The following is a 22762-nucleotide window of genomic DNA, read 5'->3' as shown; positions in this document are numbered from 1 at the left end:
GACTCTGACTCTGACCCACGAGGACGAGAACGCCTATGACGCTCGCGTGCAGGGACTCTTGGATGCGCTGATCTCGATGGGCCCAGATGGGCTCTACGGTAACCCGTTCTCTCAGCCGACGTCGGCGCACATCATCCTCGGTGGGCAGGTCAGCTTCAAGCCTCCTGCAAAGGGGCAGGGCCTGTGGTCTCTCGTAGAACAAGCCGATTCGCCATGGGCGCACCGGATACTCCATCATGCTTTTCTAGCAATGCGACCAGCCTGTTCATCGCGTAGCTCCCTTGACCTCGGTGATCTACTGACACGGTGGACAGAGACGGGGTTCCGTATTGCGCGATTCTAAGGTCATCCCACCCGACAACACTTATCTCCTTGGGCACTTGCCAGCCGCGTTCGTGGAGGGCGCGAATTGCGCCGACAGCGACGAAATCATTAGCCGCAATGACGGCGGTCACAGCACTAGAGCCGCTGAGTCCATGAATGGTTCGATAGCCAACCTCGGGGTCCCATCCCGCCTCTTTGGACGTTTCTGCGGTGAGACCTAACCTTTGGATTGTCTCGTTGAAGACATGTTTGCGAGCTCGAGCTGACGACCAGTCTTGAGGGCCTTGGATATGCAGAAAGTTAGTGTGCCCCCATCGCGCCAAAGTCTCTACTATCTCCGCCATGACAGATGCATCCGTAAGCGGTCCGATATTTCGCAGATCGTCGTCGAACTCCTCGATGACCATGAGCGCTGCAGCGCTGGACGGTCTCATCGCAGGAATTCCCGCTGGAAGTGCTGCGAGACTCAGGACGCCTTCGACACGCCCTGAATTCAGGAGCTCCATCACTCGCACCGCCCGATCTTCGGAATTGCCATCGACTACAGCCGTCTCAACCGCGTATCCGGCGGCGTGTGCAGCATCGGCAGCACCCGCCAGCGTAGGGGTGGGTAGTGCAGTGGGTTGGGCCGGAAGAACCACAGCGAGAACCCCTGAGCGCCTAGTGCGCATCGACCGAGCGATCGTGTTTGGCCGATAATTTAGCTGCTCAACAGCGTCCCTCACTCGGGCCCTATTCGCAGGTTTCAGTTGATTGTGATCGCGCAAATAGCGCGACACCGTTTGGTGCGAAACACCGGCCAGCCTCGCCACCTCATAAATCGTGGCAGCTCGTGCGGGCTCCTGGATATCTTCCACTTTCGGTTCCCCTCATCGTGTCTCGCTAGGGAACAGCACCAAGCGTGATCCACGCTACATTTTTTGTTGACAGCAGACTACATGCCTACATACTCTACGAGATGACAAAGTGATCGATAACTCAGGCGTTCCTGCTAACTTCCGTTGACGCTGAACCGAACTTAGGAGATTACCTTCTCGTGAAGCCCACGAATTCATTCACGCCCCGCCTCAAAGCGGGGCTCATCGGCGCCGGCGGCATCGCCACTATCGCCCATCTACCCACACTGAAGGCCCACCAGGACCGCGTGGAGGTCGTCGGCATCGCCGATGTGGACCCCGATCGGGTGGGTCAGGTCGCCGACGAGTGGGAGATCCCCGGCCGGTATGCCTCCGCCCAGGAGCTGCTCGACGCGGAGTCGCCCGACCTGCTGATCATCTGCACCCCGCCCTCGGCGCACAAGGACGCGGCCATCCAGGGTCTGCGGGCGGGTGCCTGGGTCTGGTGCGAGAAGCCACCGGTGCTCACCCTGGCCGAGTACGACGCGGTCGCCGCCGAGGAGGTGGAGGGCGGTCCCTACGCCTCCTACGTCTACCAGCACCGCTTCGGATCGGGCGCGAAGACGCTGAAGAAGCAGGTCGCCGAAGCCACCCTGGGCCGCCCGCTCGTCGCGCTGTGCAACACCCTCTGGTATCGCCCGCACGCTTACTATGACGTGCCGTGGCGCGGGAGGTGGGCCACCGAGGGCGGCGGACCGGCGATGGGTCACGGGATCCACCAGATCGACCTGCTCCTGGAGGTGCTGGGGGAGTGGGCAGAGATCACCGCTGTTGCCGAGAAGCTGGACCGCGATGTGGAGACCGAGGACTTCTCCTCCGCCATCGTGCGCTTCGCCAGCGGGGCCATCGCCACGGTGGTGACCAGTGTGCTCTCCCCCCGCGAGGTCTCCTACCTGCGCTTCGATTTTCAGGACGCCACTGTGGAGGTGGAGCACCTCTACGGCTATGACAACAGCTCCTGGACCTGGACCCCGGCACCGCACGCAGCCGAGGATCTGGCCACGGTGGACTCCTGGTCCCCGCAGGAGAACGTGCCTTCATCGCACCGGCAGCAGCTGTCCGAGCTCCTCGACGCGATGGAGGCCAAGGAGCGCCCGCGCGCCTCCGGGGAAGAAGGACGCCGCACCCTGGAGTTCATCGCGGCGCTGTATCAGTCCGCCGAGACCGGGCAGCCGGTGAGACGCTCCGAGATGCGTCAGGACGGCACCTACTACACCGGGATGCACGATGAGTCCTATATCTACGGAAAGCAGAGCTGACCCGATGCGCACCGAGCAGAGCACGCTGGCCGCCACCGGCCCCGCGGCCGAGAGCGAAACCGGCCCCGCACGATTCGAGGTCACCGCCGGAGAGAAGGAGATCGCGGTGACCGCCGCGGGCACCGAGATCCTGCGCTACGTCACGCACTCGGACTCCCCGCAGGAGGAAGCGCCCAAGCCCTACCTGTATCCGCTGCGGTTCCTCGACGGCGGAGAGGCCTCCGTCCGCCGCCCCTGGGATCACCGGTGGCACACCGGGCTGCAGTTCACCTGGTCCCATGTGGCGGACCAGAACTTCTGGGGCGGGCCCACCTTCGCCGCCGATGACGGCTACAAGATGCGCGGCAACCTGGGACGCATGGTCCACACCGGGTTCAACGTCACGCCCAGCGGTGGCGACGCGGTCACCTTCGACGAGACACTGGAATGGATTACCTCCCGCGAGGAACACTGGATCGACGAACATCGTGTCCAGCGCGTGCACTCTCTGGACGTGAAGCGAGGCATCTGGGCCATCGACCTCACCACGGAGCTCACCAACGTCTCCGGGGCCACCCTGCCCCTGGGCAGCCCGACCACTGCAGGACGCCCCAATGCGGGTTACACCGGGTGGTTCTGGCGCGGCCCTCGGTCCTGGACCGGCTGCCAGGTGGTCAACTCGGCCGGGGCTCAGGGCGACGAGAACACCATGGGCCAAACGGCGGACTGGGTTGCCTTCTCCTCGGAGCACGATGGCCTCGACGGAGGCGGCACCATCATGGCCTTCGCGGGCACCTCGGAATGCCCCGGAACCGCGCTACCGCCGATCAAGTGGTTCACCCGGAGCTCGATCTTCGCCGTGGCCAGCCAGTCTCCCGCTTTCGACGAAGAGATCCATCTTTCGGCCGGATCCACCCTGCGTCTGCAGCACCGTTTCCTGTTCATCGCCCGGGTTCTGGAACCTGAGGAGCGGATGCGGATCGGGCAGGAGTTCACCCTCTGATGTCGGCTCAGAATCCGATCCCGAGGCCAGCACACGCGGCGCTGCCGCGGTTTCCCGGCGGGACCTCGCTGAGCCACCTGTGCGTGTACGACTGGGAGACCCACGATGGACTGCACGGCGGTTCGCCGCATCTGCACACCGTCTCCACGGAGGCCTACGTGGTCACGGCCGGCCGAGGCGCGGTGCACACCATCAGTTCTGTTGGCTCGGCCGTCGACGAGCTCGCCGCCGGGTCGCTGCTCTGGTTCACCCCGGGCACGGTGCACAGGCTGGTCAACCACGACCAGCTCCAGATGCAGGTCATCATGTCCAACGCGGGTCTCCCCGAGGCGGGCGACGCGGTGCTGACCTTCCCTGAGGAGGTCGTCGCGGACCCGGCGCGCTATCAGGAGGCCGTGACCCTTCCCTCCAAGGGCAACGAGGCGACCCGGGCCGCTGCGGCTCGGGCGCGGCGAGACCTCGCCCTCACCGGCTACGAGCAGCTGTTGGCCAGGATCCAGACCCAGGGTCCGGTGGCCATGCAACGCTTCCACGACCTCGCGGCGGCCCTGATTCGCCCGCGAGTGGCGGATTGGCAGCAGATCTGGGAGCACAATGTCGAGGCCGAGACCGAGCGCACTCGGACGCAGCTCCGCGCGCTGAGCGCCGGGGACGGCGCACACCTTCGCGAGGCGGCGGTCATACGCGGCGAACCGAAGCCCGAGCCTCGGCTGTGGGGCATGTGCGGACGGCTGCAAACCTGGACTGGTCAAGTCTCCTCGTAGAAGTCCTAGCGACATTGAGGGGGCGAGGCCAACATGAAGCGCATGCGCGCGTCCGCTAGAGCGCGCTGCCTCTTCAACCGGTATTGCAAACGCAGATCGGAGACATTCTTCAACATGGGGCCCTACGCATTCGCCTGCGGAGGGACACGGATGTGTGTCGTCACTCAGGCCGAACGCCCCCGAGAGCTTTCGCCGATGAATGTGGCTCGGGTATAAGCGGAGCTCCAGACCGGTGGGGGGGGCGAAGGCCCTCAGGCGGCCATGGCGGCGCACCGCAGATGGGCGAGCGAAGTCAAGGCACGAGTATTTTTGCCCCGCCCATAACTTTCCAGGGAAAAAGGGCCTGGGGGTTGACAGCCGACCTAATGTGACCGATAACATATAAATGTGCCCTAGGTCACATAAAGCCTCTAAGCGTGGCGTAAAGTCCGCTGCTCACCAAATTGTTTTCGATCACACAACCTCGGTTGCACCAGACCCATAAACTCGCAAAGCCGACAGGAGCCACCACCATGACAACCTCACCTCACAAGAGCAGTTCACACCGGGCCCACTCCCGTGCCGGATACAAGGCCACGGGGGTCATCGCCGTGAGCGCGTTGCTTCTCTCCGGATGCGGAGGCGGCCAGGGGGACGACGACTCGGTGGAGCTCCAGCTTGGTTTCTGGGGTGCTGAGAACCGCGTCGAGAACACCGAGGAAATCGTCGCCGCTTTCGAGGAAGCAAACCCGGGAGTCTCTATCGAGGTGTCATTCTCCGACTGGGGAGGATACTGGGATCGACTGACGACCCAAAGCGCCGGCGGTGACGCTCCAGACATCATGCAGTTCTCAAACCCCTACCTGCGAGAGTACGCCGAACGTGGCACGCTGCTCCCACTGGACCAGGTGGAAACCGCGTCCATTGACGAAAGCGTCGTCGACAGCGGCGTTGTCGACGGGGAAATGTACGGAGTCCCTGTGGGAGTTAACATCATGGCGATTGCCGCCAATGAAACACTCTTCGAAGAAGCCGGGGTAGAGATCCCTAATGATGAGACGTGGACCTGGGAAGAGATGGGCGACGCGGCTGCTGCCGTGGCCGAGGAGACGGGCGTCTACGGGATGGGCGCACCCATCCAGGAGGCGACCTTCGAAATTTGGCTGCGTCAGGTCGACAAAGGCATCACGGACGCCGACGGGGAGGTGGCCTTTGAGCCTGAAGACGCCACTGAGTACTTCCAAATGCTGCTGGACTTCGAAGAACAACGGGTTCTTCCTCCAGCTTCGGTCATCTCCGAACAAAACTCCGGCACCCTGGATCAGCTGCTCATCCGGAACAACGAAGCAGCCTTGGGCATGGAGTGGAACGCCGGTTTCGGCCTGCTTACGGAAGCAAGCGGTGAAAGCGAGTTCGAGATCCTACGCTTCCCCAGTCGAACCGGAGAGGCCGAAAACAACGGCCTCTACAACAACGTCTCGATGTTCTTCTCCGCCTCGGCCAACACAGAGCACCCTGAGGAAGCGCAGGCTTTCATCGACTTCATGGTCAACAGCGAAGAAGCTGGCGAGATCAACCTGATCGAACGCGGCTTCCCCGCCAACACAGAGATCCGCGAAATGGTCCTCCCCGAGCTCGAGGGCGCTGACCGTCGGGCTGCAGAGTTCCTCAACGACGTCACCCCAGAACTGGGCGAACCGCGCCCCATCACACCGCTCGGATTTGAACCTATTCTCGACGAGATCTACAACCACGAACTGGGCGTGCTCTTCGGAGACATGACACCCGAAGAAGCCGGGGAATCGTTGCACTCGACGGTGCAAGAACTGATCACCAGCGCCCAGTAAGTCCACGACCCCTCCTCTGAGTAAGTCAGCACAATGCAACCGAAAGGTTCCCATGACTAGCCCGACACGTCAGCGCTCGAAGATTCTCTACGGCGGCGACTATAACCCCGAGCAGTGGGGGGAAGAGACCTGGTCGGATGACTACACGGCGTTCTCCGAAGCCAGCATCGACACTCTGACACTGAACGTATTTGCATGGTCCCACCTACAGCCGGCAGAGGACACTTTTGACTTCACTCGCCTCGATCGGAGCATCGAGCAGGCGGTGGCCCATGGCAAGAAGATCGTGCTTGCCACGGCCACCGGGGCATTGCCTCCGTGGCTTGCCCATCAGTACCCCGAGGTGACTCGCGTGGACTTCGAGGGACGCAAACACGTCTATGGCCAAAGGCACAATCACTGTCCCAGTTCACCGGTCTTCGCGCGCCTCTCTAAGGATCTCGCTGGACGCATCGCTGAACGCTACGCCGGCACCGAGGGGCTCATCGCCTGGCACATCGGCAACGAATACGGCGGCGCCTGCTACTGCTCACAATGCGCAGCCGGCTTCAGAGTCTGGCTCCGAGAGCGCTACGGCTCCCTAGATCGGTTGAACGACGCATGGAACTCGATGTTCTGGTCACATTTGTTCACCGACTTTGAGGAGATCGAACCCCCGAATGCCCTTTCCGAACATTGGAAAGGACCCAACCACACTGCCTTCCAAGGCATCACTCTGGACTACCTTCGATTCATGTCCGACGCGATGCTGAAGAACTACCGCACCGAAAGAGACGCGATCCGGGACCACGATCCCGACACGCCAGCCACCACGAACTTCATGGGCCTGTTCCGGCCGATCGATTACCACCGGTGGGCCGAGGACCTGGACTTCGTCTCCTGGGACAACTACCCACCCGGTCAGCAGCAATTCCCACGCATGGCTCTAGCCCACGACCTCATGCGAGGTCTCAAAGGAGGCCAACCGTTCTGGGTCATGGAACAGACTCCCACCATCACCGCCAGTCGCGACGTCAACCCGGTCAAGCGCCCTGGGGTCCTCAGGGCCTGGTCCTGGCAATCCGTAGCGCACGGAGCAGACGCCGTTCTGTACTTCCAGATGCGACAATCCAAGGGAGCCTGCGAAAAATACCATGGGGCGGTCCTCGATCACGCGGGGCGTCGGGACACCCGAGCCTTCAAAGAGGTCGCCGAACTCGGGGGCGAGTTCGAGACAGTCGGCAAAGAACTGACTGGTGGGCGCACACCCGCGCGAACGGCGCTGGTTTTCGACTGGGACAGTTGGTGGCTCGCAGAGAGTACCGATGGCTTCAACCGTCATGTCAAGTATCCGGACGTGGTGTTGCGCTATTACGAGGCACTCTGGCAAGCCAACATTGACGTCGACGTCGTGGCCTCTGATGCGGACCTCTCCGGATACGATCTCGTGGTCGCACCCCTGCTCTATGTTCTCAAGGGCAGTATCGCCCAGCGCCTGGAGCAAGTCGTAGAACGCGGCGGCTCAGTGGTCGCTAACTTCTGGTCGGGCCGCGCCGATGAGGATGGCAACGCTCATCTCATGGACGCCCCGGGCCCGCTTTCCTCGATGATGGGTGTCCGGGTCGAAGAGACCGACTCAGCCCATCCAGGTGAGACCAATCCGGTCGAGCTGAGGACAAGTACCAACAGTCCCACGTTCTCGGATGCTGAACTCGTCATGGAGCTACTTGTTCCCGAAGGTGCGGAAGTCATGGGAACGTACCAGAGCGATTTCTACTCTGGTAGAGCTGCAGTCACAAAGAATGCGCATCCCAGCGGCGGTGAAGCGTGGTATGTGGGCACTGATTTAGATCTCTCGGGTGTCTCCTGGGTGCTTCGCGAGGCAGCAGGAAGCCACGATCTGGTGGGCCCCTACCAGGACTACCCCGATCTCGAACTGTGCGTTCGCGTGGTCGGGCTGCAGCGATTCTCCTTCGTCATCAATCACTCCTCGGAAGCACGCTCCATAAGCATTCATACTGCTGGTACGGATCTTCTGACAGGGCGGCGTTTCGTGAAGGGAGAAAAGGTCGGTATGGACTCCCAAGCGGTTCTCGTCGTCCGAGAGGAATGAACGCCTCGTCCTAAGAGAGCCGTAGAAAGCTGCCCCGGCCACTTCCCCGAACCGCCGATGCAGCAGGCTCATTTTCTCCTTCGTCGCAACGACTCAAGGGGATAGTCACACCTTCAGACGCCGAAGAAAGACTTCTCCGGCGTGGGAGGGTATTGGCGGCTCCCCGTTGACCCCGAAGAAAAAGTCACAGGTCACCAAAATGACCTTCGACGCGAGCTGCGACAAGCAAGAAGGTCTGTCAGAGACACCTCTCGCTACCACCGACGCCAGCATGGACGGGTTCCCGACCTTGTTGGTCTGGCCGTCGAGATCGCCTTCGTCACGCGATCACGAGACAGAAGAGCGGAAAGCGGGAGGTAGTTCCCACAACATGATCTGGGTCGATCGGCGGCCCTGTCAGTGGGAACAGACTGGCGTTGGACCCGAGAGGTCCAACGCCAGTCGCACTTTGCTCCCCCCGGCGCAATAACAGTTTCAATGATTCTGCACGGACCCGGGGAAGGAGATGGCAAGAAGAAGCTACGCAGCAGAGCCCAACTCGCAAGGACCGCGCTTCACACGGGACACGGCCGCGCGAACGCCCACGACGAGTCGGCCCACCAGTAGCCAAATGTCTAGCTCCTGAACCATAAGACCGGACCAACCATACGGAGTTCCCGGGACCAGACCTGGACGAGAACGCCGAATTCCCCGCGGAAGAGAAGCATTCCGCGGAATCGATCCCGAGGCTCATTACCACGACCGTATAACCACGGCGTTGGCTCATAATCGGCCACGGGGCACCGAATTCCGTGCTCCACCAAGCCTCGTATGACCGAGACCAGCACTTCGTCGGAGGCACAACCCTGTACTGGCGACGTTGCGAGCAACCACAGGGATCACTACATCTCACAAGATTTCAGGGGAAGTCTCATGTTTAACAAGACATCTATTCAGCCTGTGACGCTTGGGACAACAGGTTTAGGGCAACGTGAAGGAGCTGATGCCAGCCTCGCAACTGCGCTCCTTGCTTCGCCAGTCCATCAGATTGACACCGCGAACATGTACGCAAACGGATCCAGCGAAGCGCTACTAGGCGAAGCAATCCATGCTAACGGAGGTCTACCCTCGCACAAGCTCATTTTCTCTAAAGTGGATCAGGATCCGACCACGGGGCAGTTCGACGGCGATAGAGTGAAACGTTCGTTTGAGGAAACGATGGCGCGGCTCGGACTCGAGACACTACCCCTGTTGCATTTTCATGATCCCTACACAATTGGGGTTGCTGAGGCGATGGCTCCTCGTGGGGCCGTCGAAGCCCTCGTTTCCCTACGCGAGGAGGGACTCGTTGGGGCTATTGGTATCGCGGCGGGTCAGCGCGATCTGGTGGAGCAGTATGTCAGCACCGGTGTCTTCGACGCCGTGTTGACTCACAACCGCTATACCCTTGTCGACAGAAGCGCCGAGGAGATTCTTCGACTGGCGACCGAACGAAACATGATGGTTTTCAACGCGGCGCCGTTCGGCGGTGGGATTTTAGCCCGATCGGGTCCGCACGGCGCTAAGTACGGATATCGGACAGCCTCGACGGACTTACTGATCTTTATTGAGCGACTACACGAAGTATGCGCTGCCCACAGTGTCAACATTGCCGCGGCAGCCCTTCATTTTTCGTTGAAAGAACCACGCATCCACTCGACCATCGTAGGTATCTACTCCCATCGCCGTCTCGAGGAGCTCCTCACCATAGTTAAGAGCCAAATTCCCGACACGTTCTGGGAATCAGTGGAAGCACTTGGCACTCCGCCAGCCTCCCCGACAGACTAACTGCGGTCGAGCCAGCGACTCCTCCCGCCTCCGCAAAAAACGCCGCAGGCCCGGAGCTGTGACGGACAACCAACCTCGGTGCACATCATCCCCGACAGGCCGGTTGTGTTCGACGTCTCCGGGGTCAACGAGAACGACACGGTGTTGGTGACGGCAGTGCAATCGTTCTGCTGGGACCTCGGGACAGTCACTGTGGCCACCGAGAAGATCGTGACCACCGATCGCGGGATACCGCCGAAGCATCACCGTCTATTGACGGGTGAGCTGTGGAAGGTGCTGCACGACTCGGCGGAACCGGGGGAGGGATGCCGGTGAGTGACTTGAAGCCGTCGTCCGAGATGTTGAGTGATGTGGTGGGGGGCGTCCGCGCCGATACGGTGTTCCTCGGCGGGTTCGCTCCCGATGAGATGAGGAACCTCGAGACGGTGTTTGCGCTCTCGGACACGGAGAAGCCGTGAATCACCGATTGGACCGATGATTCCGGTGGGGGGAGCGGGCACCGAACGACGCCCCAACGCGGGCGAGTTGGTCTTCAAGACGGGAGAGCGCCCGGGCATTCCCTTCAAGGTGATCCAGTAGCGGTAGAGGTCAGGGTGACTGACATCAGTCAGGCGTGCATCACGCACTTTAACCCACCGCTTAGGTAAGCGGACTCTTGTCCGAGGTTGCTGGCGAAGAGTTCCCTCACGTCGAGCAGTGAACCCCAACGACGCCGAACCATGGACTGCCAATACTGTTGCAGGGTCTTTAGGTGCTCGGACGGTTGAGCAGTCCATAAGCGCACGGTATTCAGCCAAAGTACGACATGCATTTTGCTGGCTGTCCACACTGCAGTCGAACCACACGCAAAGCAGGGGGTGCGCACTTTATAACAGGCCTGTCAGAGTTGAATCCTTAGCCACGTCCGCAATGTCTTGGTGGAAACTCGCGTAAGGCTCCCCGCATTTTGGGGATTCTCACGGTCTACACGTTCCGACAAGTTAGTGACGGGGTAGTGGGGAAGGATGTGCTCCGCATCGCCGTTCTGTGCGGCGAGCCGGGCAGCCAAGACCTTCAATGAAGAGCAGAACTCCACCCGCTTGCCACGTCTAGGTGCTCTTCCCCAGCTTGCGTCCCCAACCTCACGGGGAACTACAGCTTGCGTCCCCCTTTGCTGAGTAGTCGTTCATTCGCGGTTTCCATGTGGGACTCCATGGCCTGCCGGACGGCTGCAGGATCGCGAGTAATCAGTGCGCTCAGGACTTCCCGGTGCTCTGCAATTGCGTCACGAGCCTCTTTCTGATCGCTGATACTGCGATCCACCCAAATCCGAAGCAACGCGCGAACGCTCTGCAGAATACTTCCCAGAGTCTCGTTTCCAGAGATGGCAGCCATCTCTTGATGAAAACGCATGTCCGCCTCAACGAACGCCCGATAATCACCCTGGTGGGCTTCCATTTGCACCAAGTGAGCCTGCAAGGCTGCGAGGTTCTCGGGTTCAATTACCGACGCGGCGCTCTCAGCGGCAAGCACTTCAAGTGCAGTTCGGATCTGGAGCAAATCCTGGACTCGTTGTTCACCAAGCATCAGACCCCAGCTGAGGGTCTGAGGAAGTAGCTCGGAGGCACTGGCCTTCAAGTATGTGCCTGAGCCGGGACGAACATGGACGATACCCAAAATCTCTAGGGCAGCCAGGGCCTCACGCACAGCAGACCGACCCGTGCCCAGCATCTGTGCCAGTTGCCGCTCAGGGGGAAGCCGTGCACCGGCCTCCAGGTCTCCACTTGTGAAGTACGTCAGGAGCTGCGAAGCCACCGCACCCGCCGGCGTATCCGCGGGAACGGCCGAAAGCTTCCCCTTCAATTCGAGCGTCGGGTTCTTGGGATAGGCGGGCATAGCTTAATCTTATCCTTCCCAAATTGGTCAACCGGTTGACAGATGTGAGCCACGCAACATACCGTTTCTTCCAGTCCGAAAGGGCCCACATTCGGAACCGTCGAACCTTGAGAGTTTCCCTAGGTGGGAACACACCGCAAAGAGAGCGAGATGAGATGAGCAGCCCAGCCCGCGCATCAACGCGCATGTGTGCTGAGAACTCCACACAGCCAGCTCACCGATCGACACGCGTGGCGGAACAGTGATCGGACTAAGCACCTACGCCTACTTCTGGCGATGGTCTTCGGAGAGCCCGGAACCTATGGACCTCCAGCAGATGATGGAGGATGCCAGCGCCCACGGAGTCAATCTTTTCCAGATCTGCGACTATCCGCCCCTAGACCACATGTCGTCCCTCCAGCTTTCCGGCGTCAGAGAATCCGCAGCTGCCCTGGGGATCACTCTCGAGGTCGGCACCCGAGGCACAGACCCCGAACATCTCATGCGCTACCTCAACATCGCCGAGCGGCTCGACGCGGGACTCCTGCGCTCGATGGTCCAGGCAACTCCTAAATCACCAGTCCTTAAAGACGTGATGGAGGCCATAGCGGGATTGTTGCCAGAGTTCGAGCGCCGAGGAGTGACCCTCGCCCTGGAGACCTATGAGCAGGTCCCCACCGAATTTCTCGTGGAGCTGGTCGAGCGCCTCGATCATCCATCACTGGGAATAGTGCTTGACCCAGGCAACTGTGTAGCTGCACTGGAGATGCCCACCGATGTCATCGCCCGCACAGCGCCATATGTCAAGAACATCCACGTCAAAGACTTCGCCTTCAGTAGGCGGGACGGATGGGTTGGCTTCACCTTCACCGGGACACCCCTAGGTGAAGGCCTTCTCGACTACGAGGCCTTGCTGCGCAAGGTCCGCCCGGAGGAACGCGGCATCAACCAAGTCATCGAACACTGGCTGCCCTGGACCAACAATCTCGCCGACACGATCCAGCTAGAACAAGCCTGGACACAACACAATCTGGAATACCTGAGGAGCAAATCATGATCGACATCAATGACTTGACCATCGCCGTCATCGGCGCAGGCGGAAAAATGGGACAACGCGTCTCGAACAACTTCAAAACCACCCAGGCCAAGGTGTTCTACGCCGAGGCATCCCCGGTCGGCCAAGAACGAGTCCGGGCGCTGGGATTGGAGGTGACTCCCACGCAGGAGGCGGTCATCACGGCCGACGTCGTCGTCCTCGCCGTGCCCGACACCGTCCTGGGATCCGTGAGCGAGCAGGTGGTGCCGTTAATGAAGAGCGGAGCCATCCTCATGACCTTAGACCCGGCCGCAGCCTACGCCGGGCTCTTGTTCACTCGCGAAGACATCGAGTTCGTCTGTGCCCACCCCGCTCATCCATCAATCTTCCTCGAGCGCACGACCAAGGAAGAATACGCAGACACCTTCGGCGGCATCGCCGCTCCACAGAACGTCGTAGCTGCGGTTGAATCTGACAGCGGCGACGTCACAGAACGGGCAGACGTCATCATTCGGGCGATGTATGCCCCGGTGATCGACGTGCACTGGGTGACGATCAAGCAGCTGGCAGTGCTGGAGCCGACGTTGGTCGAGACCATCGCTTGCATGATCGGTGAGCTGCTCAAGGAGGCGCTGGAAGAGACCGTCAATACGGTGGGAGTTCCGCGCCCCGCAGCTGAGGCACTGTTCTATGGCCATATCCAGGTCGCCCTCGCCAATGCGCTTCGGGGGGACAACCCGTTCTCCGAAGCGTGCCACATCGCCATGGGGCATGGTCGCGAAATGATCGTGAAGGACGACTGGAAGCGCGTGTTCGACGACGCCGTCCTGGACGACACGATCACCAAGATGCTCAAGATCGATGCCATCAGGCGCTGACCCTTCGCTCCGGTGATCGCGTTTCGCCAGACGGGCCGCCGCGCAGGATCACCCATCTGAGGCGGAACGCAACATGGTGGCTCCTCAACCATCCATGTGCGATCTCGCCGCCCACTTCACCCAGAGTCAGTCGTCTGATGGCGCACGGAAAAGAGAGCCCACCATGAGTACGTTCTATCTGATCGGCATCGCAGTCGCCGCGATTGCAGTCCTGCTGTTCCTTGTGATGAAGCTGAAGATGCCCGCCTTCATCGCCCTGTTGCTGGTAGCTGTCGGGACAGCACTCGCGACGGGCGTGCCGATGCAAGAGATCATGCCCCTGGTCGTTGAAGGAATGGGCGGGACTCTGGGCAACGTGGCCCTGCTGGTGGGGCTTGGTGCGATGCTCGGCGCAATCGTCGAGAAGTCGGGCGGCGCCGAGGTCCTCGCTGAGCGATTCACCGCGAGATTAGGCAAGGAGCGGGTCGGCCCAGCACTGCTATTGGCCTCGGCGGTGATCGCCGTCCCGATCTTCTTCGACGTCGCTTTCATCATCCTGGTACCCATCATGTTCAGCTTCGCCAAAGCGGCCGGACACCGATCGCCAATCTACGTGGGCGTTCCCATTGCAGGGCTCATGGTCTTCATCCACAACCTGATCCCCCCGCATCCAGGGGTGACCGGCAGCAGCACACTTCTCGGCGCCGACCTGGGCCTCGTCACCATCGTCGGTCTGTTGATCTGCCTCCCCATTGGCGTGTTGACCTACTACGCGAGCAAAGTCATCACGTCCCGACGCGACTTCCCCATCGCACCTGCTGTCCAGCGAAACTTTGATCACGCAGGGGCCGCTGACATCGTGGTGCAGGACCGGGAGAGCCCCGGGAGCCTCAAGGCCCAGGTGATCACCAAACCGGGTGCCGTGGCCGTGTTGACGATGATCCTGGTCCCGATCCTGATGATTTCAGTGGGCACCATCGGTGCCATCGTGTTGGAGGAAGGGACGTCCACCGCCAATGCAATCGCCATGATCGGGCAGCCAGCGTTCGCGCTGCTCGTCGCCGTGGTGCTCGCGATGTACGTCCTCGGTGTGCGTCACGGGTGGGGGAGGGAAGAGCTCGGCGGTGTCATGGACTCGGCACTCGCCCCGGCGGCAATCGTGGTGTTCGTGACCGGAGCGGGCGGAGTCTTCGCCCGAGTGCTCACCGAGAGCGGCATCGGGGACAGCGTCTCCGAGAGCCTCATCAGTCTTGGTGTGCCGATCCTGCTGCTGGCGTTCCTGTTGGCGACCGTCTTCAAAGTCGCCCAGGGTTCCGGAACCGTCGCGACCCTTGCCTCAGCGGGACTCCTCCAGTCGACGGTGACGGACGGCAGCTACTCCTCGATTCAAGTCGTCTTGATCGTCCTGGCCATCGGGTGCGGATCAGTCGCGCTCTCCCACATTAACGATTCCGGGTTCTGGATCTTCTCGCGCTTCATGGGGCTGTCGGTGGCCGATGGACTGAGGACCTGGACAGTTCTGGCCACAGTGATCGGCTGGACCGGATTCTTGATCATCGCCGGGGTATGGCTGCTCGTCTCTTGACGCACGTGCGGTCGGTACCTGGACGACTCAGGGTCTATAGAGCCTAGGACTTGTTTCGGGATGGGCCCGCCAACCCAACGAAGCACACCACCTTTAACGAATAGGGAGAACTGTTGTGAAGAGCCAATTTCGCATCGCCATCGGAAGCGACGAGGCGGGATACTCCTATAAGGGCGCGCTGAAGGCAGATCTGGAAGCCGATCCGCGGGTCTCAGAGGTGATCGACGTCGGCGTCGGGGACGACTCTGACAAGACCGCGTATCCCAACATTGCCGTGGCCGCGGCCGAACATGTTGCCGCCGGCCGGGTCGATCGCGCGCTGCTGGTCTGCGGCACCGGACTGGGCGTGGCGATCTCCGCCAATAAGGTCAAGGGCGTGCGTGCGGTCACAGCCCACGATGCCTACTCAGTGGAGCGTGCGGTGCTCTCCAACAATTCGCAGGTCCTGTGCATGGGTGAACGTGTCATCGGCAAGGAGCTCGCGCGCAAGCTCGTGGACGAGTGGCTCAAGCACAAGTTCGACCCCTCCAGCGCTTCGGCGGAGAAGGTCGGCGCGATCACGCGCTATGAGGACACCGGCAGCTGCTAACGCTTGGGCCATGGAGGCAACTGAGGTCATGAAGGAGGCAGCGACGAGCACGTCCGAGCTCGAACGGCTCTACCGCGCCGCCCAGCTCTACTACGAGCAGGGCGCGACACAGGCCGAGGTGGCCGAGCAGCTGAAGATCTCGCGCCCGTCGGCGAGCAGGATGCTCGCCGAGGCGCGATCGCAGGGGATCGTGGAGATCCGCGTCCATCGACCCGCCTCGACGGGCATGGATGAGCTCGGTGAGCGGCTCAAGGCCAAGCTGGGCCTGGACGCCGTGCATCTGGCGCCGGGGGATCAGTCCCAGCGCGTCGGGCTCGGCCTGGGCCCGGTGACCCGAGCCGCGCTGGCCGGAGCGAATCTCCGCGCCGGCGACGTATTGCTGCTGGCCTCGGGGGAGACCACCTACGCCTTGGCGCAGCAGCGGCTCGGGAACTTCTCAGAGGTCGTGGTGGCACCGACAGGAGGCGGGCAGGCCGAACCAGATCCGTGGCACCAGACCAACGAGGTGGTCCGCGCCTTCGCGGCAACCTCAGGCAGCTATCCGCACTATCTGTTCGCACCGTCGTTGCCTTCCGAGGCGCTGCTCTCGGCCCTGCAGGATGACCCTGGGTACCGTCAGGTGGTCGCCGACTGGAACTCGGCGAAGGCGGCGCTGGTGGGTATCGGTGCCACACCCCACTCACGGAACTCGATCGCCCAGTCAGTGCCGCGGCATCACCCGAATCTCGCGAAGTCGATCGGCGACGTATGTCTGGCGTTCTACGACGCGCAGGGCGATGAGGTCACCTTCCCGGGCAGCGAGCGCATGGTCCGGGTTCCCGGTCAGACGCTGCGCGCCGTCCCGACGCGGATCGCCGCCGCAGTGGGTGCCCACAAGGCAGCGAGCATCATCGCAGCCGCCAATGCCAGCTGGTTCAACATCCTGGTGACTGATGAGTCCACTGCTCGCGCAGTGGATCGTCACCTCGAGTTGCAAGAAGCGACCTATAGATGATCAGTCGCAAGTCAATATTTATTCGCTATTCGTTTATTCATCGTGAAATACAACGCATATCTGCACTCGATTTTGTAAATAGTGTGGACCCAAGAACACAAGGACAGTCATGACCTACCTGCTCAACTCTGCATCTGATTTCTCCCACGAAGCGGTGTTAGGCTTCGCCGCCGCGAACTCCCAGTACGTGACCGCAGTGCACGGGGGAGTGGTCCGCTCGACCCAGACCCCTGCCGGTCAGCCTGCACTGGTGATCGGCGGTGGCTCCGGACACTACCCGGCATTCGCCGGCTGGGTCGGTCCCGGCATGGGCCACGGAGCCCCGTGCGGAAACGTCTTCGCTTCACCCTCGGCCTCACAGGTGTACTCCGTGGCCCGCAACGCGGAGAACGGCGGCGGAGTCCTCATGGGATTCGGAAACTACGCCGGAGACGTCCTGCACTTCGGAGCGGCCGCGGAGAAGCTGCGCGCCGAGGGCGTGGACGTCCGGATCATCCGGGTCAGCGACGACATCGCCTCCAACACCCTGGAGAACCATCGCGACCGTCGAGGCATCGCCGGGGACCTTCCGGTGTTCAAGATCGCCGGGGCCGCGATCGAGGCGGGCGCCGATCTCGATGAGGCCGAGCGCCTCGCGTGGAAGGCCAACGACGCGACCCGCTCTTTCGGGGTGGCCTTCGACGGGTGCACCCTGCCCGGCGCCGACGAGCCGCTGTTCCACGTCCCCGAGTCCACCATGGGGGTCGGGCTCGGCATCCACGGCGAACCCGGCATCCGTGACATCCCGATGGGAACGGCCAGCGAGGTCGCGGACCTGCTCTTCGAGGGGATCCTCGAAGAAGCCCCCCAGGACCGCTCCGGGCGGGTCGCTGTCCTGCTCAACGGTCTCGGCCGGGTGAAGTATGAAGAGCTCTTCGTCGTCTACCACCGCATCGCCGAGCGTCTCTCCGAGGTCGGACTCACCGCCGTCGCGCCTGCGGTCGGCGAGTTCGTCACCAGCCTGGACATGGCAGGACTCTCACTGACCCTGGTCTTCCTCGACGAGGAGCTCGAGCAGCACTGGACCGCCCCCGTGGACACCCCTGCCTACCGCCGCGGCGAGCTGCGCGACCTGCCCGCCCACGCCGACCGCGCCCCGCGCACCGAGTCCTACACCCCCGGTGCGGAGCAGGTGCCCGAGGCCTCGGCGGACTCACAGGCTGCGGCCGCTGCCATCCAGGAGATCATTGAACTCTTCGCCGAGGTCTGCGCCACTCACGAGGCCGAGCTGGGCCGCCTGGACGCCGTCGCCGGCGATGGCGACCACGGCCAGGGCATGGTCCTGGGCACGCGCGGCGCCGTGGAAGCAGGGAGCACGGCGCTCGCACGCGGAGCCGGAGCCCGCACGCTGCTGGTTCATGCCGGCGCGGCCTGGGCTGAGTCTGCAGGAGGCACTTCAGGGGCGCTCTGGGGCTCGGCGCTCACCGCGGCGGGACGAGCACTGTCTGACGATTCTGGCGTGGACGAGGCTGCTGGAGTTCAGGCCCTGCTCAATGCCGTCGAGGCGGTCCAGCGACTCGGGGGAGCCCGCTCGGGAGACAAGACCATGGTCGACGCCGCGGCGCCATTCTCCGAGTCGTTGAAACAGCGGTTCGACGCAGGTAATGGACTGGCCGCTGCTCTGGCGTCTGCTGCGACGGTGGCGACCGAGGCTGCGGCCTCGACCGCCGACCTCAAGGCGCGGCTCGGCCGTTCCCGGGTACTGGGGGACAAATCTCTGGGCACTCCCGATCCTGGCGCGACCTCTTTCGCGCTGCTCATGGAGGCCCTGGCGGACCACCTGAACAAGGACTGTGGATGACCCGCTGGATAGGCACCAGCTGGAAGATGAACAAGACCCTGGCCGAGGCGCGCACCTACGCCCGGGGACTGCGCGAGGAGCTCCGCAGCCGTCCAGAGCTCATGGATGGGGTGCAGCCGTTCATCATTCCACCGCACACCGCGCTGACCGCGGTGGCCGAAGAGCTCGGCCCACGAGACGCACACCCGATCCTGATGGGCGCACAGAACGCCCATTGGGAGGACAACGGTGCCTGGACCGGGGAGGTCTCGGTTCCGCAGGTCGCTGACGCCGGGGCCGAGCTGGTCGAGATCGGACATTCCGAACGCCGCGAGCACTTCGGCGAGACCACCGAAATCACCCGGCTGAAGGTGGCGAGTGCGCTGCGCCACGGCCTGGTGCCGCTGCTGTGCATCGGTGAACCTGCCCAGGTCCAGGAGCGAGGTGAGACCTCCGCGTACATCCTGGACCAGGCACGTGGAGCGCTGCGCGGTCTCCGCGCGGACCAGCTGAGCCGGGTGCTCATCGCCTACGAGCCCATCTGGGCCATCGGCGCCCAAGGCCGCCCCGCGACAGCGGAAGAGCTCCGCGGGCCATTCGAGGTGCTGGACGCTGAGTTCGGCGGACGAGTGCAGGCGCTGCTCTATGGCGGGTCCGTCTCCAGCGACAACGCTGTAGAGCTTCTTCTCATCCCCGGGGTCGAGGGTCTCTTCATCGGTCGCGCCGCCTGGACCTTCCAGGGCTATCTGGAAATCCTCGAGATCACCTCCGGGATCGAAACGCACTGATCCTAGGACAGGGGTAATGGCCTGATTCGCGAGAAGAGATACTCCTGTTCTGAGCTTCCAGCTGTTACTAAGAAGACGCATCCGGTGAGGGTGGGCCCGGCGGACGGACGGGTCTGCCTCACCCCTAAGAGGCAATGACAAGCTGGTCGCAGGTCGAATAGACACTTTTACCGGAATACAGATTTACAGTAATACCGGGATCCAAAAATCCGGCACGTCGGAGATATAGGACGGATTGGCTTTCGCGCCCTTCAGCTAAACCTGACACGAGGTAGGTCATTAGATAGCAGTACGGGGGCCGCACCGTCTGCCAGGGTCACGAAACCTGGCACTCGCGAGGAACCCAGGCCACGTGACCTGGATTGAACGGGCATACCACCGGCACATGAATCAGAAAGAGCTCGGGAGGTTGCCCCGGTAGCCATCGAAGACAAGAACCTCACTGCACCATCGACCATCTACCTTCAACCTGACATAAGATAGACGATCGGCGTTTCAGTTGCTTGTCCTAAGTCTCGCCGGCGACCAGTTCACACTGAACAGGCCCGACGCCACCAAGGCTCTGGTGTCCAGAGGGGTGCTCCCAACTTTTACCACTGTGATGCCGGCGCCGATATCCTGTCAGTGTCTCGAGCCATAGGTCACGCCAAACCCTCGGTCATTTTAGATAAGGACGGACATCTGGCGACTGCGGGTCTGGCGCCGCTGATGGCGCAGATTGGCGGGTTCGCCACGCCCCTGAGCCTGAAGACTGACCATGTGCGCCTCGGGCGCGTTCCGGGGTTTGGTTGACCCTTCTCTGACTAGGAGTGATATGTCACCCGACACTGGGCCCCAAGCAGAGGACGCGGGTTTGATTCCCGTCGCCCGCTCTGTGAACACCCCAGCGAGCACGGCAGTGATCGGCGCGGGCGTGGTCGGGCTGCTGACCGCCTGGCAGCTGCGCCTGGCCGGTCACCACGTCGCCGTCATCGCGCCGGACATCGCCCAGGACGCCTCCTATGCCGCGGCCGGCATGCTCGCTCCCATCAGCGAGGTCCAGTACGGCCAGGACGAGCTCTGGCCCATCATGACTGCCTCCCGGACGGAGTATCCCCAGCTTCTGGCCACCCTGTCTCGGGCCACGGATGTCCCCACCGGCTATCGCGAGAACGGCACCCTGCTGATCGCCGCCGACCGCTCCGACCGTGACGCTGTGTCCGAGCTCGCCGTTCTCCAGCGCGAACACGGCATGGAGGTCACCGCGCTGACCAGCTCCACCCTGCGACGTCGTGAGCCTGCACTGGCCCCCGGACTCTCCAAGGGCTGGGATGTTCCCAGTGATCACCAGATCGACCCGCGCCAGCTCGTGGCCGCGGTGCGCGCCGCACTCGAGGCCGACCTGGACCCGCAGGACTTCCCCGGTGCCGGAGAACCCGCGCAATGGCTCACCGCGACGGTCACCGCCGTCGAGGAAGCGACGGAGGCCCCGGGTCACGCATCCGGGTTCACCGTCACCACCGACGACGACGTCGCCCGCCCGTTCTCCGCCGTCGTCCTGGTCCCGGGCCTGGGCTACGCGGGGATCCGTGGTCTCCCGGAGACCTCCCCGCTGGACCTGCGCCCCATCCACGGCGATGTGCTGCGGCTGCGCGTGAACCCCGCCCAGCTCATGCCCGGAGAGACTCACATCCTCGACGCCACGGTCCGCGCCAAGGTCAACGGCCGCTCCGTCTACCTGGTCCCCCGCGCCGATGGGGGACTGGTCGTCGGCGCCTCCTCCCGGGAGGACAGCCTCACCGGCACCCACGCCGGCTCCGTCCAGGAGCTGCTCAGCGACGCCGTGGCCGTGCTCCCCGGGGTCAAGGACATGGAGCTGACCGAGATCACCACACGGGCCCGCCCCGGCACCCCCGACGAGCGCCCCTACCTCGGCACCCTTCGACCCGGCCTCGTGGTCTCCACCGGATACTCCCGCCACGGGATCCTGCTCGCCCCGCTGGCCGCCCGGCTCGGGGCCGCGCTGCTGGATCATTCACGCATCGACACACCACCACAGGCGGCTGCGCTGACCGCAGCCGACGAGGAGCTGCTGGCCAGCATGAGCCTGACCCGGGGCAGGTCCTGACTCACTAGACTGGTCGTGGCCCGCACTCGCTGGCCCGAGGCCTGGATCGGACCAGGAACACACCCGGCCCGTGCCGTGTTGTGCCAAGACCACCCGCACCAGACGACGTGGAGAACCATGCTCACCGTCCGCATCAATGAAGACCATGTGAAGCTGCCCGAGAACGCCACGGTGGTCGACGCCGTCGCGCAGACCATCGGACGCAGCCTCAACCCCGACGGCACCCCCGCCGACGGTGGCCGGCTCGGCGTCGCCGTCGCGCTGAACGCCGCAGTGGTTCCGCGCAGCCGCTGGGCAGCGACCACGTTGACCGGAGGCGAAGAGATCGAGATCGTCACTGCCGTCCAGGGCGGCTGAGGAGAGAGCTATGAGCACAGCACGCGGCATCGTGTCAGACATGCTTCCACCCCTGCAGGTCGGGGACTACACCTTGGAGAACCGGCTCATCATGGGCACCGGCGGCATCACCGACCTCGACGCGCTCGAGCGTGCCCTGGTGGCCTCCGGCACCACGCTGACCACCGTGGCGATGCGCCGCTACAGCGCCGAGACGAAGACCTCGGTGTTCTCCATGCTGCAGCGCCTGGGCATCGACATCCTGCCCAACACCGCGGGCTGCTACACGGTCAAAGACACCGTGCTCACCGCCGAACTGGCACGCGAGGCCCTGGAGACGAACCTGATCAAGGTCGAGGTCATCGCCGACGAGCACACCCTGCTCCCCGACGTCATCGAAACCCTGGAAGCCACCGAGCAGCTGGCCGATCGCGGTTTCGTCCCCATGGTCTACACCTCCGACGACCCCGCGGTCGCGCTGCGCCTGGAACAGGCCGGAGCCGCTGCGGTCATGCCGCTGGGAGCCCCCATCGGCACAGGCCTGGGCATCCTGAACCGACACAACATCGAGCTCATCACCTCCCGCGCCGGGATTCCCGTGGTCCTCGACGCCGGGATCGGCAGCGCCTCGGAGGCCGCGCTGGCCATGGAGCTCGGCTGCGACGCCGTGCTGGTCGCCTCCGCGGTGACCCGCGCCCAGCAGCCCACCGAGATGGCCACCGCCATGCGAATGGCGGTCCACGCCGGCTACCTCTCCGCCCGTGCCGGACGGATCCCGCGGCGTGAGCACGCGCAGGCCTCCTCGGCTTTTGCCGGCCGCATCTCCCCGATCGACGAACTGACCTGAG

General features: G+C 63.0%; 20 protein-coding genes. 18 read left to right on the top strand and 2 right to left on the bottom strand.

The genetic code is table 11. From position 1 onward, the window contains the following. Nucleotides 1-155: 155 nt before the first annotated feature. Complete coding sequence (locus tag H4W26_RS08285; protein ID WP_318779849.1) at nucleotides 156-1136, bottom strand: LacI family DNA-binding transcriptional regulator; 981 nt, start codon at nucleotides 1134-1136, stop codon at nucleotides 156-158. Nucleotides 1137-1360: 224 nt separating this feature from the next. Between H4W26_RS08285 and H4W26_RS08280 the strand changes: the two genes are divergently transcribed. From H4W26_RS08280 to H4W26_RS08245, 8 genes are all read left to right on the top strand, one after another. After that, a complete protein-coding gene (locus tag H4W26_RS08280; RefSeq protein WP_192591592.1) occupies nucleotides 1361-2479 on the top strand; it encodes a Gfo/Idh/MocA family protein in 1119 nt (372 codons plus the stop codon). A 4-nt stretch (nucleotides 2480-2483) separates the two neighbouring features. After that, nucleotides 2484-3461, top strand: a complete 978-nt coding sequence (locus tag H4W26_RS08275) for a DUF6807 domain-containing protein (RefSeq protein WP_192591591.1) — start codon at nucleotides 2484-2486, stop codon at nucleotides 3459-3461. Beyond that, nucleotides 3461-4225, top strand: coding sequence for a cupin domain-containing protein (locus H4W26_RS08270; protein WP_192591590.1), 765 nt, complete (start codon nucleotides 3461-3463; stop codon nucleotides 4223-4225). Before H4W26_RS08275 ends, H4W26_RS08270 begins: the two co-directional genes overlap by 1 nt. Before the next feature lie 512 nt (nucleotides 4226-4737). Next, a complete protein-coding gene (locus tag H4W26_RS08265; RefSeq protein ID WP_192591589.1) occupies nucleotides 4738-6051 on the top strand; it encodes an ABC transporter substrate-binding protein in 1314 nt (437 codons plus the stop codon). A gap of 52 nt (nucleotides 6052-6103) precedes the next feature. Further along, the gene (locus H4W26_RS08260) at nucleotides 6104-8143 is read left to right on the top strand and encodes a beta-galactosidase (RefSeq protein ID WP_192591588.1); all 2040 of its coding nucleotides are present in this window, start codon (nucleotides 6104-6106) and stop codon (nucleotides 8141-8143) included. 810 nt (nucleotides 8144-8953) lie between these two features. After that, the gene (locus H4W26_RS08255) at nucleotides 8954-9949 is read left to right on the top strand and encodes an aldo/keto reductase (RefSeq protein WP_225939643.1); all 996 of its coding nucleotides are present in this window, start codon (nucleotides 8954-8956) and stop codon (nucleotides 9947-9949) included. A gap of 78 nt (nucleotides 9950-10027) precedes the next feature. Further along, nucleotides 10028-10264, top strand: a complete 237-nt coding sequence (locus H4W26_RS08250) for a hypothetical protein (protein WP_192591587.1) — start codon at nucleotides 10028-10030, stop codon at nucleotides 10262-10264. After that, a complete protein-coding gene (locus tag H4W26_RS08245; RefSeq protein WP_192591586.1) occupies nucleotides 10261-10407 on the top strand; it encodes a hypothetical protein in 147 nt (48 codons plus the stop codon). The genes H4W26_RS08250 and H4W26_RS08245 overlap by 4 nt, the downstream gene beginning before the upstream one ends. A gap of 673 nt (nucleotides 10408-11080) precedes the next feature. Here H4W26_RS08245 and H4W26_RS08240 read toward each other — a convergent pair. Then, nucleotides 11081-11824, bottom strand: a complete 744-nt coding sequence (locus H4W26_RS08240; protein WP_192591585.1) for a FadR/GntR family transcriptional regulator — start codon at nucleotides 11822-11824, stop codon at nucleotides 11081-11083. Between the two features lie 301 nt (nucleotides 11825-12125). Between H4W26_RS08240 and H4W26_RS08235 the strand changes: the two genes are divergently transcribed. The 10 genes from H4W26_RS08235 to H4W26_RS08190 all read left to right on the top strand — a co-directional run bounded on the left by H4W26_RS08235 (nucleotide 12126) and on the right by H4W26_RS08190 (nucleotide 22761). Continuing rightward, the gene (locus H4W26_RS08235; RefSeq protein WP_192591584.1) at nucleotides 12126-12860 is read left to right on the top strand and encodes a sugar phosphate isomerase/epimerase family protein; all 735 of its coding nucleotides are present in this window, start codon (nucleotides 12126-12128) and stop codon (nucleotides 12858-12860) included. Then, nucleotides 12839-13717 carry a phosphogluconate dehydrogenase C-terminal domain-containing protein gene (locus tag H4W26_RS08230; protein WP_318779848.1) on the top strand — a complete coding sequence of 293 codons (879 nt, stop codon included), beginning with the start codon at nucleotides 12839-12841 and terminating at the stop codon, nucleotides 13715-13717. Before H4W26_RS08235 ends, H4W26_RS08230 begins: the two co-directional genes overlap by 22 nt. A gap of 163 nt (nucleotides 13718-13880) precedes the next feature. Continuing rightward, nucleotides 13881-15281, top strand: coding sequence for a GntT/GntP/DsdX family permease (locus H4W26_RS08225; protein ID WP_192591582.1), 1401 nt, complete (start codon nucleotides 13881-13883; stop codon nucleotides 15279-15281). Between the two features lie 115 nt (nucleotides 15282-15396). Next, nucleotides 15397-15870, top strand: coding sequence for a ribose-5-phosphate isomerase (locus H4W26_RS08220; RefSeq protein ID WP_192591581.1), 474 nt, complete (start codon nucleotides 15397-15399; stop codon nucleotides 15868-15870). Nucleotides 15871-15880: 10 nt separating this feature from the next. Next, a complete protein-coding gene (locus H4W26_RS08215) occupies nucleotides 15881-16864 on the top strand; it encodes a sugar-binding transcriptional regulator (protein ID WP_225939642.1) in 984 nt (327 codons plus the stop codon). A gap of 109 nt (nucleotides 16865-16973) precedes the next feature. After that, nucleotides 16974-18704 (top strand): dihydroxyacetone kinase family protein, encoded by a 1731-nt coding sequence (locus tag H4W26_RS08210; RefSeq protein WP_192591580.1) that lies wholly within the window; start codon nucleotides 16974-16976, stop codon nucleotides 18702-18704. Further along, the gene (locus H4W26_RS08205; RefSeq protein WP_192591579.1) at nucleotides 18701-19471 is read left to right on the top strand and encodes a triose-phosphate isomerase; all 771 of its coding nucleotides are present in this window, start codon (nucleotides 18701-18703) and stop codon (nucleotides 19469-19471) included. Before H4W26_RS08210 ends, H4W26_RS08205 begins: the two co-directional genes overlap by 4 nt. An 814-nt stretch (nucleotides 19472-20285) precedes the next feature. Further along, nucleotides 20286-21578 carry a glycine oxidase ThiO gene (thiO, locus tag H4W26_RS08200; protein WP_192591578.1) on the top strand — a complete coding sequence of 431 codons (1293 nt, stop codon included), beginning with the start codon at nucleotides 20286-20288 and terminating at the stop codon, nucleotides 21576-21578. Nucleotides 21579-21695: 117 nt separating this feature from the next. Continuing rightward, nucleotides 21696-21935, top strand: coding sequence for a sulfur carrier protein ThiS (gene thiS, locus H4W26_RS08195; protein WP_192591577.1), 240 nt, complete (start codon nucleotides 21696-21698; stop codon nucleotides 21933-21935). A gap of 10 nt (nucleotides 21936-21945) precedes the next feature. Next, complete coding sequence (locus H4W26_RS08190; RefSeq protein WP_318779812.1) at nucleotides 21946-22761, top strand: thiazole synthase; 816 nt, start codon at nucleotides 21946-21948, stop codon at nucleotides 22759-22761. Nucleotide 22762: the final 1 nt, after the last annotated feature.

Source organism: Nesterenkonia halotolerans (genome assembly GCF_014874065.1).
Taxonomy (GTDB): domain Bacteria; phylum Actinomycetota; class Actinomycetes; order Actinomycetales; family Micrococcaceae; genus Nesterenkonia; species Nesterenkonia halotolerans.
Note: the sequence above shows the minus strand (reverse complement) of the source record. Positions and strands in the feature narration are given on the sequence as shown.

Bases quoted from the DNA above. Each gene is read 5' to 3' on its own strand.
- H4W26_RS08275 (WP_192591591.1), top strand. From the start codon at position 2,484: ATGCGCACCGAGCAGAGCACGCTGGCCGCCACCGGCCCCGCGGCCGAG.
- H4W26_RS08270 (WP_192591590.1), top strand. From the start codon at position 3,461: ATGTCGGCTCAGAATCCGATCCCGAGGCCAGCACACGCGGCGCTGCCG.
- H4W26_RS08265 (WP_192591589.1), top strand. From the start codon at position 4,738: ATGACAACCTCACCTCACAAGAGCAGTTCACACCGGGCCCACTCCCGT.
- H4W26_RS08260 (WP_192591588.1), top strand. From the start codon at position 6,104: ATGACTAGCCCGACACGTCAGCGCTCGAAGATTCTCTACGGCGGCGAC.
- H4W26_RS08255 (WP_225939643.1), top strand. From the start codon at position 8,954: ATGACCGAGACCAGCACTTCGTCGGAGGCACAACCCTGTACTGGCGAC.
- H4W26_RS08240 (WP_192591585.1), bottom strand. From the start codon at position 11,824: ATGCCCGCCTATCCCAAGAACCCGACGCTCGAATTGAAGGGGAAGCTT.
- H4W26_RS08235 (WP_192591584.1), top strand. From the start codon at position 12,126: ATGGACCTCCAGCAGATGATGGAGGATGCCAGCGCCCACGGAGTCAAT.
- H4W26_RS08225 (WP_192591582.1), top strand. From the start codon at position 13,881: ATGAGTACGTTCTATCTGATCGGCATCGCAGTCGCCGCGATTGCAGTC.
- H4W26_RS08215 (WP_225939642.1), top strand. From the start codon at position 15,881: ATGGAGGCAACTGAGGTCATGAAGGAGGCAGCGACGAGCACGTCCGAG.
- H4W26_RS08210 (WP_192591580.1), top strand. From the start codon at position 16,974: ATGACCTACCTGCTCAACTCTGCATCTGATTTCTCCCACGAAGCGGTG.
- H4W26_RS08205 (WP_192591579.1), top strand. From the start codon at position 18,701: ATGACCCGCTGGATAGGCACCAGCTGGAAGATGAACAAGACCCTGGCC.
- thiO (WP_192591578.1), top strand. From the start codon at position 20,286: ATGTCACCCGACACTGGGCCCCAAGCAGAGGACGCGGGTTTGATTCCC.
- thiS (WP_192591577.1), top strand. From the start codon at position 21,696: ATGCTCACCGTCCGCATCAATGAAGACCATGTGAAGCTGCCCGAGAAC.
- H4W26_RS08190 (WP_318779812.1), top strand. From the start codon at position 21,946: ATGAGCACAGCACGCGGCATCGTGTCAGACATGCTTCCACCCCTGCAG.